The following is a 13,202-nucleotide window of genomic DNA, read 5'->3' as shown; positions in this document are numbered from 1 at the left end:
GCCCCCGCCGTCGGTCCGGCCCCGGCCCGGGTGCGGAACGTCCGGTCACGGGTCCGGGAGCCGGTGGTGGCGGTCCCCCGGGAGGCGCGTTCGCCGTCGTGCCGTTTTCCGGCCGGAGGTAGAATCGAGGCAGAGGCAACGGGTGACGACGACTTCCCCTCCTGCGAAGGCGCCGAGCGGTACGCGCCGAGGGTTCCGAAGAATCGCACCCCCGAAGGGGAGCCGCGCGGGGCGCGGCCGCCCCGCACCGTGAGGTCTCGTCCACGGCCAAGGCGATCACTATGGCTGACAAAGAGGCGCAGCACCTGTTGGGGCTGCAACGGAGCCGTGAAGCAGAACCCGAACTCCACGAAGGGACGCGTGAGGAACTGATCGGCCTCGTCGCCGAGGTCGACGAGGCGACGGCCGCGCGCATGCGCACGGCGGAGGAGCGCGTGAACGCCGTGCGGGCGCTGAGCGACCCGAGCGACATCGTCGAGTACTACAAGATGCAGGCGGCCAAGGCGTCGGCGGACGAGATCCTCATGCGCGACATGGCGAACAAGTCCCCGGAGGAGCAGCAGGCCCTCGTGGACCGGTGGCACGGCCTGACGGATTTCGGCACGTGCATCGTCTACCACGGCTACGGCTTCGCCGGCCGGGGCGTGACGTTCAGCATCACGTGGCCCAACTTCAACTGGTGGCCGTACGACTGCAACGACGCGGGTTCCTCGGTCAAGGCCTGGGGCGTGAACGTGCTCTGGGAGCACTCCTACTACCGGGGCAGGTCCGTCACGCTCGCCGGTTTCCCGTACGCCGAGTTCCCCGACCTCAGGGACTTCGGCTTCGACAACCTGGCCAGCTCCGTCGTGTGCGTGGGGTGACCGCCCCGCCCCGCCGCCCGCCGCCCCGCCCGGACGCGGCCGGCGCCTGCCCCGCGAGCCGGTCCGCTCGGCCCCGCGCCGGCCGCACCCGGTCATGTGAACCAGTTCTGTAACCGGTCTCACACGTGTGTGCGGACCGCGAGGCCCACCCGGTAGCGTGAACCGACGATTCCGTAGGTCCATCAGTAGGAGTCCCGGTGACGCAGAACGGACAGGGTCCGGAGCCGCAGTACCCGGCGGTGCCCCCCGCGCGCGACGGTGCCCACGGGGAAGCAGGGTCGTGGGACGGCGGCTGGGGCCCCGCCGGCGGCCGGCCGGGAGGGCAGCCGCTGCCGCCCGCGCAGCCCCTGCCCCCGGAGGCGGCACCGGGCTCCGCCGACATGCAGTCCACCCAGTACCTCCCGCCGGTCCGGGACCCGCAGCCGGGGTACGGCTATCCGCCCCCGGCCGGCGACATGCAGGCGACCCAGCACATGGCGCCGGTGCCGGGAGGGATGCCGCCGGCCCGGGGCCCGCAGCCGGGCTACGGCTACCCGCCCCCGGCCGACGCCGACATGCAGGCCACGCAGCACATCGCGCCGGTCCCGCCGCGGGGGGCGGGGGGCGACTCGACCCAGTTCCTGGGCACGGGCCCGCTCACGCACCGGGGCCAGGGCGGTCACGGTTCCGGCGACCCCGCCGGGGCCTCGGACGCGACCCGGTACATCACCCCCATTTCCCCGGCCGAACCCGGTGAGCGGCAGCCGCCCCCCGAGTTCGACAGCCTGTTCCGCACGGAGGCCCCCCGCGCCCCGCAGGGCCACCCGGCGCCGCCCCCGGCCCCCGCTCCGTACCAGCAGCCTCCGCAGCACCACTACCAGCAGCAGCACCAGCAGCCGCCCCCGCAGCAGTACGGCTACCAGGACGCCTACGACGACGAGCCCGCGCCGCGCCGCAAGTCGCCGGTCGCGCTGATCGCCGTCGTCGTCGTCGGCTGCGCGGCCGTCGGTCTCGGCGCGGGGGCCCTGCTCAGCGGCGGGGACGAGAAGAACGCCGGGACGGACGGGAAGCCGGCGGCCAGTTCCGTCGCGCCCTCCACCGGGGGGAAGACCGAGAAGCCCGCCGACCCGGCCGATCCGGCGGAGCCGCAGGCGCGGGAGCTGAGCAAACTCCTCGCGACCAGCAGCGACAGCCGTGACACGGTGATCAGCTCGGTCGAGTCCATCAAGCAGTGCAAGAACCTGGACAAGGCCGCTTCGGACCTGCGGGGCGCCGCCGAGCAGCGCCGGAGCCTGGTCACCAAGCTCCAGTCGCTGTCGGTCGACAAGGTTCCGGACAACGCCGCGCTGACCGCCGCCCTGACCAGGGCCTGGCAGGCCTCCGCGTCCGCCGACGACCACTACGCGGCCTGGGCCGACCAGATGAAGTCGGACAAGGCGTGCAAGGGCGGCAAGGCCCGCTCGACCAACCACCTGTCGGCGGCGAGCAAGAAGAGCGAAGAGGCCACCAACGCCAAGAAGAAGGCGTCCGGGCTGTGGAACCCGACCGCCGCGAAGTACGGCCTGGAGAAGCGGACCCCCACCCAGCTCTAGGACCCCCGCTCCCCGGCCCGCGATCCCCGACCCGCGACCCCCGCCCCCCGGCCCGCGACCCCCGGCCCCCTCCCGGGGGCCGCCCGACCTCCGTCCGGGGGACCCGCCCCGGCCCTCCCGGCCGTACGGGAGGCAGGGTCAGGAGGCGCCGAGGACGGTCTCGCCGACGTCGACGAAACCGGGCCGCTGTGCCACGAGACGTCCCTGGCGGACCACCTGGAAGGTCACCTCGCGGTTGACGATCCGGGGGAAGCCCGGGGCGCCGAGCAGGTCCTCGTACTTCCAGCGCAGGGCGGGGGTGAGGCCCCCCGTCTCGATCCGCGCGCCCCGGTCGAGGGCCTGGGAGATCCGTTCGGCCGTGACGCGGTCCCGGTCCAGGCCCTCGACGACCTCCTTGAGGACCGTGTACGCGATCCAGGTGGTCTGGACGCCCGGGTCGGCCGGGTCGACCCGGTTGTCGGCGAACGCGTGCTCCTTGACGACCTCGCGCATCAGCGCCCACCTCCTGTCGCCCGCCTCCGGGTACCAGCCGGTGACGAACGCGCCCTCGAAGGGGCTCCGGGCGCCCCCGGTGCTGTCGATCACGGGCTGGCCGACGCTGCCGAGGATCGAGGAGATCCGCACGCCGCCGCTCTTCCCGCCGCCGCTCTTCCCGGCACCGTTCTCGCCGTCACCGCCCCTTCCGTCACCGCCCCTTCCGGCGCCCCCCTCCGCGTTGTCCCCCGTGTTCTCCTCCCCGGGGAGACGGCGGAAGGAGTCGAAGAAGATGGGGGTCCGCTCGCCGAGCACGGCGGTCACGCAGCCCCTCCCGCCCCCGGCCGCCGCGCGTGCCCGCCCGGCCTGCCGGGTGTACTCGGCGACGTCCTCGGCGGCCGGGATGTCGACGGCGCCGCGGTGGCGCGCCCTGCGCAGCCCGGCGTCGAGCAGATCGGGGAACCGGTCCCCGACGACGGTGTCGGGCCGGACGAGGGAGACCCTGTCGCAGACGTCCGCCAGCTGCGCGCCGTGCCCGGCGACGAGGGTGGCCTGACCGCCGTTGACCGGATACGAGAGCGGGCTGGTGAACTCGTCCTCCGTGATGCCGTACCCGCCGATGTAGGGGATGCCGGCCGCTTCGAGGGGGGCCATGAAGGCCCGGCCGTTCTGGCTGTACGAGCCGACGACGGCGACCGCGTTCTCGCGGACGGCCCGGCGGGCGCAGGCGGCGGCGCTCGCGGAGGAGTTCTGCTCGTTGCAGGTGAGGACGCGCAGCTCGTGGCCGTCGATGCCGCCGCGGGAGTTGACCCACCGGGCGTAGGCCTGCGCCATGGCGGGCATGCCCGGCATGTTGGTCGCCCGGGTCCGGTCGGGCGCCCAGGTCATCACCGTGACGGGCTCCCTGGAGCCCCCCGTGGCTCCGGGGAGCACGCCGCATCCGGTGAGCAGCGACGCCCCGGTCGCCGCGGCCGTGACGTACGCGAGAAGTGGGGTCAGTCGCCTGCCGCTCATGGAAAGCCAGGTTTCCGCCCCGTCCGTAACGCGGAAGGGGGTGCGGGTCAACGGTGCGTGACGAAGGGGTGAACAGCGGGGGCCGGAGGGGGCGCATGCGTCCGACGGGAAGGGGAACGTACGATCGAACGGTGTCCAGTCCCGTGTCCAGCCCCGCTCCCGGTCCGGTTCCCGGTCCCGGTCCGGTTCCCGGTCCCGGTTCGGTGAACTCTTCCCGTCGCGGCCGTCGCTCCTCCACCATGGGCGGCATGCCGCTCAACGACATGCCGTGGTGGCGCTGGCGCAGCAACGTGCGCTCGGCGCTGCACATGCTCTCCGACCCCGTGTTCCACGAGACGGTCTGGCTGGCCGGCCGGGAGGGGTACGGCGACGTCACCGACGCCGTCTACCGCCTGGTCGAGGAGACCTGGCTCGACAACTGGTCCGCCGAGAAGTACGTGGGATCGATCTTCCGGGACTCCGGCGAGGCCGCCCTCGTCGACGTCGCCGTCCTGCGGGTGCTGCGCATCCTGCACCAGGTCGGTCCCGACGCGCCCGTCTCCGCGTACCTGGAGCACCCGGGATGGCCGGAGGCCGTACGGGCGGCCCGCGAGGCCCACGTACGGCTCGCCCTGGCCGACGGCGAGGACCCCGGCATGCCGCCGCGCTCCCTCGACCTGCTCCGGGCCATGACCCGGGCGTGAGGCGGTCCCGTCCGGTGGACGGTGTGCCCCGGCCCCGGCCGGGTGTGGCAGGCTGAGGGGATGACCGACCAGTACGTCCTCACCCTCTCGTGCCCCGACAAGCAGGGCATCGTGCACGCCGTGTCGAGCTTCCTCTTCATCACCGGCTGCAACATCGAGGACAGTCAGCAGTTCGGGGACCGGGACACCGGCCTCTTCTTCATGCGCGTCCACTTCTCGGCCGAGGCGCCGGTGAACGTGGAGAAGCTCCGGGCCGGCTTCGCGGCCGTCGGCGACGCGTACGGGATGGAGTGGCGCATCCACCGGGCCGACGAGCGCATGCGCGTCGTGCTCATGGTGTCGAAGTTCGGGCACTGCCTGAACGACCTGCTGTTCCGCTCCCGGATCGGGGCGCTGCCGGTGGAGATCGTCGCCGTCGTCTCCAACCACACGGACTTCGCGGAGCTGGTCGGCTCGTACGGGCTGCCGTTCCGGCACATCCCGGTCACCCGGGACACCAAGGCGGCGGCGGAGGCGGAGCTGCTCGACCTGGTCCGCGAGGAGAACGTCGAGCTGGTCGTCCTCGCCCGCTACATGCAGGTCCTCTCCGACGACCTGTGCAAGCAGCTCTCCGGCCGGATCATCAACATCCACCACTCCTTCCTCCCGAGCTTCAAGGGCGCCAAGCCGTACCACCAGGCGCACGCCCGGGGCGTGAAGCTGATCGGGGCGACCGCGCACTACGTGACGGCGGACCTGGACGAGGGCCCGATCATCGAGCAGGAGGTCGAGCGCGTCGGCCACGACGTCACCCCCGACCAGCTCGTCGCCATCGGCCGCGACGTGGAGTGCCAGGCCCTCGCCCGCGCCGTCAAGTGGCACGCGGAGCGCCGCATCCTCCTCAACGGCCACCGCACGGTCGTCTTCGCGTAGCGCGCGGCCCGTCCGTCACAGCCGGCTCAGCGACACCGCCGCTCCCAGGACGTCGCGGATCGCCTCGCGGTCCCCTTCCTGGCCGACCGCCGCCTCCTCGGGCGAGACGCGTCCCGCCACGAGCCGGCAGAACTCGACGCCGTCCATCGCGATCTGCCCCACCGACTGCTCCGGGTCCCCGACCGCGGCCGGGGAGTCGAGGGCGACGTACCAGTGGCCGCCGCCCGCGCCCTCGACCTCCAGGTGGAGGGAACGGCCGGGGGAGCCCGCCGCGACCAGGCCCCGGGCGGGCGAGGCGAGACCGGAGCGGCGGCGCTCGGCCAGGGCCGCCGGGAGCAGCCGCACCGCCAGGTCGACCATCCCGCGCAGATGGGCGCCGCCGGGCGGATCGTACGGGTACGCCACCGCGTGCGCGATGTCGTCCGCGTGCAGCCAGCACGCGAAGGCCCGCTCCAGGAGCGAGTCCCGCAGCGGCAGCGCGAAGTCCTTGTAGGTGACCGTCAGATCGGCGACCCCGCGCCCGGCGAACGAGGCCGCGCGGATCAGGGAGTGGCTCTGCTCCCGCCAGGGCCCGCGCAGCGCCCGGCCCGGCGGCCGCTCCAGGCCCGACCAGAACGCCTCCGTCCGCTCGGTCGGCGACAGTTCGGGCGTGCCGGGGCCCAGCGGGTCGTCGAGTCCGAGGGCCGCGGACACCAGGCCGTCCACCGCGAAGAGGTGGCCGATCACCCCGGCGACGGTGGCCTTCCGCCGGGCCGGGCGGTCCTTCTCGTACCACCTGAGCCGCACCGGCGCGTGCCACTCGGAGTCGCCGATGTCCCGCAGCAGCGCGTCGAGCCGGGCGGTCTCCGCGTCGTACGGCGTGACCCAGCCGGGGATCGGGACGCGGGCGGGACGGCGGCCCAGGCAGCTCTCCAGGACCCGCGAGCGCAGCAGCGGGTCCAGGTCCAGGTCGCGGTCCTCGTGGAGCAGGGCCACGGCGTCGCGGAGCCGCAGCGCCTCGTCGGCGCACGGGGCGCAGCCGGCGAGGTGGTCCTCGACGGCCCTGGCCTCCCCGGCCGAGCACGCCGAAAGTGCCCAGGCCCCGAGCAGGGACTTGAGCACTCCGTGGGTGAGGACCGGCGTCTCCGGTTCCGCCGTCATCTCCGTCGCCGTCTCCGTCGTCGGGCCTGTCGTGGGGTCCGCCGTCAGGTCCGCGTGGTCGTCCGCCGACCGGCGCGGGCCCGGTATCGGGGAGGCGCGCGCGACGCCTTCCGCCTCGTCGCCCGCCCCGCTCACGGCATCCGTCCGCCGCCGGGCGGGGAGGTCCCCCCGAACGGCCGGGTGTTCGCCGTGGAGAGGAGCTGGAGGCCGAGCCGGAGGCGCCGCCGGGCCTCGTCCTCGGTGACCCCGAGGTCGGCGGCGGTCTGGCGGTAGTCCCGCCGCCGGAAGTAGGCGAGTTCGAGCGCCTCCCGCAGCGGCGCGGGCATCGACGTCACGATGTAGTCGGCGCGGGCCGCCACCGAGACCCGCCGCACCTTCCGCTCCAGCTCCTCGGCGGAGCCGGTCCCGGTCTCGGCGTACGCCGTCGCCTCCGTCCGGCGCAACCGGTCCACGGCCTGCCCCTGGGCCAGCCCGGCCACCCACGAGCGCATGCTGCCCTGCCGGGGGTCGTACGCGTCGGGGTTCTCCCAGATGTGGCCGAAGACGTCGCGGGTGACCAGGCCGGCCGCGTCGTCGTCGTCGAGGACCCGGTGGGCGAGGCCGTGCACCAGCGAGGCGAACCGGTCGTACAGCTCGCCGAGCGCGGCGGCCTCCCCGTGCGCCAGCCGCTGCTGCATCCTGCGGTCCCAGCGCGGTGGTGTGTCCTTCGCCATGCGCCCCTCCGCCCCCTGCCGGCCTCCTGGTTCCCTTCCAAAGTAATGCGCCGTGCCGGGAACGCACTCCTGTTTGCCGCAAGTGCGCCCTTGACGCGGACCCGGATGGTAAGGAAGGGGCCGTCCCCTCACGGGGGCCCCGGCCCCGGCGGAACGGTCACGGAGCGTCAATGCCGGGCCCGCGCCTTCCGGTCCGGCCGTCACGGCCCGGAGTCGTCCGGCGGCTCCGGTCCTCTCCGCGGGATGCGAGCGCGGGCCGGACCGGACCGTCCCGGTGTCGTCCCCCGGGGCGGTTCCGGAGCCGGGGCCGTGCGCCGTCCGCGCCCCCGGGGAGCGCTCCGCGCGCTCCTGTTCGACTCCCGGCGGAGCGCGTCGCACAGTATGGACCACGCGTACTCCTTCGCGCTGGAATATGCCCGAAGTGCTTGTTGCGGTGACTGTACGTCAACCATGCTGTCTCGCAAGGGAATCACGTTCCGTGAGGACGTCGATGGCTGTGAGGCGCGAGGCGATGTGTCCGCCGGTTCGGATGGTGTGAACGGTGCAGGTGCTTCAGGTGCAGTTGCAGGTCGGGCCCGACCCGGCAGAGGTGGGGCGGGCCCGGAGGTGGGCCAGGTCGCGGCTCGCCGGTTCGGGCGTGAAGGAGGACGAGCCGCTGGCGGAGGCGCTGGTACTGATCATCTCCGAGCTCGTGACCAACGCCGTGGTGCACACGGGCTGCCCGGCCGTGCTGCGGATGCTGTTCGCGGCGGAGGGCCGGGTGCGGGTCGAGGTGGCCGACGCGAGCGACCGTCCGCCGGAGCCCCGCCGCGCGGACGGCGACGACACCAACGGGCGCGGCCTCGAGCTGGTGGACGGCCTCGCGGACCGGTGGGGATGGCAGGCCGAGGGGGCGGGCAAGAGCATCTGGTGCGAGGTGGACCGGGCCCCGGTCGCGCCCGTCCCCGTGGTCACGCCGGCGGCCTCGATGGCGCCCGGCCGGGTGCCCTGTTGACGGTTCGTGGTGTTTTGCCCACCCTGGGACGAGTGATCCGTGGCGAGGGGAGTCGAGGGCCGCGCGCCCTCGGCGTGTACGGATCGCGTCCGGGCGGCGGCGGCCGTGCCGTGCTCGGGGCGCGCGCGAGCACGCCGCCGCCCGGACGTTCAGCCCTCCGGCGCGGGCCCCGGAACCGCCTCCGCGCCCCCGGCGCGGAACGTGCGCCGGTAGGACGACGGGGTCACCCCGATCGCGTCCATCAGGTGCGTCCGCAGGGACTGCGCCGTGCCGAAGCCCGCGTCCCGCGCGACCCGTTCGACGGGCAGGTCGGTGGACTCCAGGAGGTGCCGGGCCCGTTCGATCCGCTGCCGGACGAGCCACTGGCCGGGACTGACGCCCGCCTCGTCACGGAAGCGGCGGGTGAACGTCCGTACGCTCATCGCCTCCCGTCCGGCCAGGTCCCGCAGCCGGATCGGTTCGTGGAGGTGGGCGAGCGCCCATGCCCTGGCCGCCGCCGTGCCCTGCGTCCCGGCCTCCGGCAGGGGCCGCGCGATGTACTGGGCCTGGCCGCCGTCCCGGTGCGGCGGGACGACGGTCCTGCGGGCCACGTCGTTGGCGACGGCCGACCCGTGGTCACGGCGCACGATGTGCAGGCACAGGTCGATCCCGGCGGCCACGCCCGCCGAGGTGAGGACGTCGCCGTCGTCGACGAAGAGCACGTCCGCGTCCACCCGCACGCCCGGGAAGAGCCGCTGGAAGTGCTCGGCCGACGCCCAGTGGGTGGTGGCCGGGCGCCCGTCGAGGAAGCCCGCGGCGGCGAGCACGTACCCGCCGGTGCAGATGGAGACGAGCCGGGTGCCGGGCCGGATGTGCGCCAGGACGGCGGCCAGTTCCGGCGGCAGCCGCCCCTCCTCGTAGACCGGCCCCAGCTCGTACGAGGCGGGAACGACGACCGTGTCGGCGGTGGCCAGGGCCTCCGGGCCGTGTTCCACGTGCACGGAGAAGTCGGCGTCGGTCCGGACCGGCCCGGCGGTCGGGGCGCAGGTCACGATCTCGTACAGGGGCCGCCCGGCGGGGTCCAGGGCGCGGCCGAAGATGCGGTGCGGGATGCCCAGTTCGAAGGGCAGGAGGCCGGGCAGGGCGAGGACGACGACGCGGTGCGGCGGCCGCGCCGCCGGCGGCACGGGCGCCGGTGACGACACGGACGGCGGCGGCACGGACGGCTGTGGCACGGACGGCTGTGGCGGCACGGGTGGTACTCCCTCCGGGAAACGGGGCCGGCCGGGGGCCGTCGCCGACGGCCGTCCCGCCCGTGACGGAGCATACGTACGGCGACCGGGCCCGGTACGGGCGCCCGTACCGCCCCGCCCCCCCCCCGCCGTGGGTGGCCCGATCCTTTGGAAAGGTGACATCCGGGCCGATGGCGGGGGCCGGGCGCGGACCGGGATGCTCGGCGGCATGGCTCAGACAACCGAGATCCCCGCCCCCCGCGCCTCCGGGGACGGACCGGCCCGCACCCCCCGCGTCCACCGCGCCTGGTCCGTCGCGGCGGTCACCTTCGTCACGATCGTCGGGGCCGCGGCCTTCGCCTCCCTGCCGGGCCTGCTGATCGAGCCGCTGCACGACGAGTTCGACTGGTCGCGGGGCACGATCGGCTTCGCGGTCTCCGTGAACCTCGCCCTCTACGGGCTGACGGCCCCGTTCGCCGCCGCCCTCATGGACCGCTTCGGCATCCGCCGGGTCGTCGCGGCGGCCCTCGCGGTCATCGCCGCCGGCTCGCTCCTCACGGTGTGGATGACCGCCGCCTGGCAGCTCGTCCTCCTCTGGGGCGTTCTCGTCGGCCTCGGCAGCGGCTCCATGGCCCTCGCCTTCGCCGCGACCGTCACCAACCGCTGGTTCACCGCCCGCCGGGGCCTGGTGACCGGCATCCTCACCGCCGCCGGGGCGTCGGGCCAGCTCGTCTTCCTCCCCCTGCTCTCCTGGCTGGTCGAGCACCACGGCTGGCGGCCCGCCGCCGTGACCACGGGACTCGCCGCGCTCGCCGTCGTCCCGTTCGTCTGGCTCCTGCTCCGCGACCACCCGGCGGACACCGGGCTCGCCCCGTACGGCGGGGAGTACGCCGCGAAGCCCGCCCCCGTCCCGGGCGCCGCCCGCCGGACCGTCACGGTCCTCGTCGAGGCGGCCCGCACCGGCCCCTTCTGGCTCCTCGCCGGCTCCTTCGCGATCTGCGGCGCCTCCACGAACGGCCTCGTCAAGACGCACTTCGTACCCGCCGCCCACGACCACGGCATGCCCGTGACGGCGGCGGCCGGACTGCTCGCCGTGATCGGCGTCTTCGACGTCGCCGGCACGATCGCCTCCGGCTGGTTCACCGACCGGTTCTCCGCACGCCGGCTCCTCGCGGTCTACTACGCGCTGCGCGGGATCTCGCTCCTCTTCCTGCCGATCCTGCTCGCGCCGTCCGTGCACCCGCCGATGCTGTTCTTCATCGTCTTCTACGGCCTGGACTGGGTGGCCACGGTCCCGCCCACGATCGCCCTGTGCCGCGAGCACTTCGGCGCGGACTCCGCGATCGTCTTCGGCTGGGTCCTCGCCTCCCACCAGGTCGGCGCGGCGGCCGTCGCCTTCGCGGCCGGCCTGGCCCGCGACGCCTTCGGCACCTACGACGTCGCCTGGTACGCCTCGGGCGCCCTGTGCGCGGCGGCGGCCCTGATGGCCCTGGTGATCAGCCGGCCCCGGACCGAGGCGGTGCTCCCGGCGGGGGCGTGACGTCCCCACGGGGTGACGGCCGGGCCCGTACGCCGGGGAGCCCCGGGGCGGCGGGCGAACCGCCGTCCCGGGGCTCCCCGTCATCCCGGAAGCTCCGGGAGGGCCCGGCCCGGTCCCTCCTCGAGCCAGGACGGGTCCGCGAGGAGGGCCCGCAGCTCGTTGACGAGCCGTGCCGTGTGGAAACCGTCCGCGGCGGCGTGGTGCACCTGCACCGCCAGCGGGAGCAGGACCCGGCCGTCCCGCTCGGCGTACCGGCCGAGGGTGAAGATCGGCGCGAGGTGGTCCCAGCCGTTGCCGCCGATGTTGAGGTTGAACCCGGTGAAGGACGTCCAGGGCAGGCTCGACACGTCGAACGCGTTGGCCGGCGGCGCCCCCCGGGGGAAGAAGTCGGTGGCGCGGCCGTGCTCCGCGAGCAGGGGGGCGGCCACGTCGTGGAACGCGCCGAAGTCGGGGTCGTGGTCGGCCCACACGCACGCGAACGTCTCGCGTTCCGGGTTGAACACCGTGAAGGCGGGGTGCACGACGGGCCAGACGGCCGGCTCGCCCGACGCGGTGAGGCACATCCTGAACTCGTCGTGACGGTTGACGACCGTGGAGAGCGCCCAGACCTGCGCGACGTAGGACTTGCGCCGCGAGCGCCGCAGCGCCGCGGCGAACGCGGTCACGTCCAGCTCCACCGTCATCGAGTACGTGCACGGAACGCGCCGGCGGTAGTGCTCGAAGTGCTGTCGGCGCGGCCACGCGTCGAGGTCGATCGGGAGGGGAACGTCCATCCGCCCATCGTGTCAGCCGCCGGGGCGGGGCCCCACCGAATTGCCGGGGCCGCCGCCCGAGGGGGCGGCCCGCTCCGGCCGGCGGCCACGGCACCGGGGGCGGGCCGGGCGCCGCCGCAGGAGGTCTCAGGCGCGCCCGGCCCGCGCCGCCCGGCGTGCGATCGCCCGCGCGATCTTCTCCGCGTCGATCGCCAGCTCCCGGAGCATCCCGCTGATCGGGTTCGTGAAGCCCGTGAAGTACAGGCCCGGGGCCTCGCGCGGGCAGCGGGCGCCGTGGACGGCCGGCCGCCCCCGGTCGTCGAGCACGCCCAGGTGGCCGACGAGCGGTTCCAGGGCGCGGCGGTAGCCGGTCGCCGCGATCACCGCGTCCGGGGCGATCCGGGTGCCGTCCGCGAGGAGCACGCCGTCGTCCTCGAAGCCCTCGACGGCGGCGACGACCTCGACCTTCCCGGCCCGTACGGCGGCGACCAGGCCCACGTCCTGCACCGGTATCGCCCCCTGCCGCTGGCGGGTGGCGAGGCCCGTGTCCGGCCGGGGCAGCCCGTACGCCGTGAGGTCGGGCGCGGCGGTGCGGGCCATCAGCGCCCCCAGCCGGTCCACCACCGGCACCGGCAGCCGCCGCACCAGGATGCCGGTGCGCTGGGCGGGCCAGCCGAGCGTCGTGCGCCGCACGATGTGCGGGGCCGTCCGCACCGCGAGCCGCACCCGCGCCGCGCCGCCCCCGGCGAGGTCGGCGGCGATCTCGGCGCCCGTGTTCCCGGCGCCCACGACCAGGACGTCCTTCCCCCCGTACGGTCCCGGGTTCCGGTACGCGCGCGCGTGGCTCAGCTCGCCCCCGTACGCGTCGCGGCCGGGCCACGCCGGGACGTGCGGGGTGTGGTTGTACCCGGTGGCCACCACGACCGCGCTCCCGGTGAGCCGGCGCCCGCCGGTCGCGTGCAGGACCCAGTCCTCCCCGGACCGCTCGACGCGGAAGACCTCGACGCCCGTCACGATCTCCAGTTCGTGCTTCTCGGCGTACTTCTCCAGGTAGCGCACCACGTCGGCGCGGGCGACCCAGCGCCCGAACGAGCGGGGCATCCCCAGGCCCGGGAGGGCGGAGAGCCGCCGGGTGGTGTGCAGCCGCAGCCGGTCGTAGTGGGCGCGCCAGGACGCGCCGACGGCGCCGGACTTCTCCAGGACGACGGTCCGCACGCCCCGCCCGCGCAGGGCGGCGGCGACCGCGAGGCCGCCGGGCCCGCCGCCGATGACGTAGACGGGGTGGGCGGACGGTTCATGGGGGGTGGTGACCATGAATGCCCAGCGTAATGACGT

12 protein-coding genes are annotated in these 13,202 nt (G+C 74.8%); 6 read left to right on the top strand and 6 right to left on the bottom strand.

The genetic code is table 11. The annotated features are described in order from the left end of the window. Positions 1–281 precede the first annotated feature (281 nt). Positions 282–863: a hypothetical protein gene (locus ACZ3IL_RS05170; protein ID WP_467386651.1), complete on the top strand. Its 582-nt coding sequence runs from the start codon at positions 282–284 to the stop codon at positions 861–863. A 197-nt stretch (positions 864–1,060) separates the two neighbouring features. Continuing rightward, a complete protein-coding gene (locus tag ACZ3IL_RS05165; RefSeq protein ID WP_467386650.1) occupies positions 1,061–2,434 on the top strand; it encodes a hypothetical protein in 1,374 nt (457 codons plus the stop codon). Between the two features lie 138 nt (positions 2,435–2,572). Here ACZ3IL_RS05165 and ACZ3IL_RS05160 read toward each other — a convergent pair whose 3' ends face one another. Continuing rightward, on the bottom strand, positions 2,573–3,922 hold the full coding sequence (locus ACZ3IL_RS05160; RefSeq protein WP_467386648.1) for an ABC transporter substrate-binding protein: 1,350 nt from the start codon (positions 3,920–3,922) through the stop codon (positions 2,573–2,575). Between the two features lie 239 nt (positions 3,923–4,161). Here ACZ3IL_RS05160 and ACZ3IL_RS05155 point away from each other — a divergent pair, with 239 nt between their 5' ends. Beyond that, positions 4,162–4,605, top strand: coding sequence for an SCO4402 family protein (locus ACZ3IL_RS05155; protein ID WP_467386830.1), 444 nt, complete (start codon positions 4,162–4,164; stop codon positions 4,603–4,605). A gap of 60 nt (positions 4,606–4,665) precedes the next feature. After that, positions 4,666–5,517, top strand: coding sequence for a formyltetrahydrofolate deformylase (gene purU, locus ACZ3IL_RS05150; protein ID WP_467386646.1), 852 nt, complete (start codon positions 4,666–4,668; stop codon positions 5,515–5,517). Positions 5,518–5,532: 15 nt separating this feature from the next. Here purU and ACZ3IL_RS05145 read toward each other — a convergent pair whose 3' ends face one another. Both ACZ3IL_RS05145 and ACZ3IL_RS05140 read right to left on the bottom strand, forming a co-directional pair. Further along, positions 5,533–6,792 (bottom strand): zf-HC2 domain-containing protein, encoded by a 1,260-nt coding sequence (locus ACZ3IL_RS05145; protein WP_467386644.1) that lies wholly within the window; start codon positions 6,790–6,792, stop codon positions 5,533–5,535. Then, the gene (locus ACZ3IL_RS05140; RefSeq protein ID WP_467386642.1) at positions 6,789–7,370 is read right to left on the bottom strand and encodes a sigma-70 family RNA polymerase sigma factor; all 582 of its coding nucleotides are present in this window, start codon (positions 7,368–7,370) and stop codon (positions 6,789–6,791) included. Before ACZ3IL_RS05140 ends, ACZ3IL_RS05145 begins: the two co-directional genes overlap by 4 nt. A 541-nt stretch (positions 7,371–7,911) precedes the next feature. Between ACZ3IL_RS05140 and ACZ3IL_RS05135 the strand changes: the two genes are divergently transcribed. Continuing rightward, entirely contained in the window at positions 7,912–8,364 is a 453-nt protein-coding gene (locus ACZ3IL_RS05135) for an ATP-binding protein (RefSeq protein ID WP_467386640.1), read from the top strand. 149 nt (positions 8,365–8,513) lie between these two features. On the opposite strand, the gene ACZ3IL_RS05130 is transcribed toward ACZ3IL_RS05135, so the two are convergent. Then, positions 8,514–9,530: a GlxA family transcriptional regulator gene (locus ACZ3IL_RS05130; RefSeq protein ID WP_467386828.1), complete on the bottom strand. Its 1,017-nt coding sequence runs from the start codon at positions 9,528–9,530 to the stop codon at positions 8,514–8,516. Positions 9,531–9,804: 274 nt separating this feature from the next. On the opposite strand from ACZ3IL_RS05130, the gene ACZ3IL_RS05125 reads away from it, so the two are divergent. Next, the gene (locus ACZ3IL_RS05125) at positions 9,805–11,115 is read left to right on the top strand and encodes an MFS transporter (RefSeq protein WP_467386638.1); all 1,311 of its coding nucleotides are present in this window, start codon (positions 9,805–9,807) and stop codon (positions 11,113–11,115) included. 80 nt (positions 11,116–11,195) lie between these two features. Here ACZ3IL_RS05125 and catA read toward each other — a convergent pair whose 3' ends face one another. Both catA and ACZ3IL_RS05115 read right to left on the bottom strand, forming a co-directional pair. Then, a complete protein-coding gene (gene catA, locus ACZ3IL_RS05120) occupies positions 11,196–11,888 on the bottom strand; it encodes a type A chloramphenicol O-acetyltransferase (protein ID WP_467386636.1) in 693 nt (230 codons plus the stop codon). 126 nt (positions 11,889–12,014) lie between these two features. Continuing rightward, on the bottom strand, positions 12,015–13,181 hold the full coding sequence (locus ACZ3IL_RS05115; protein WP_467386633.1) for a flavin-containing monooxygenase: 1,167 nt from the start codon (positions 13,179–13,181) through the stop codon (positions 12,015–12,017). Positions 13,182–13,202 lie beyond the last annotated feature (21 nt).

The organism is Streptomyces sp. NPDC014907, from assembly GCF_055562975.1.
The sequence above is the reverse complement of the archived record's forward strand: the minus strand, read 5'-3'. Positions and strand labels throughout refer to the sequence as shown.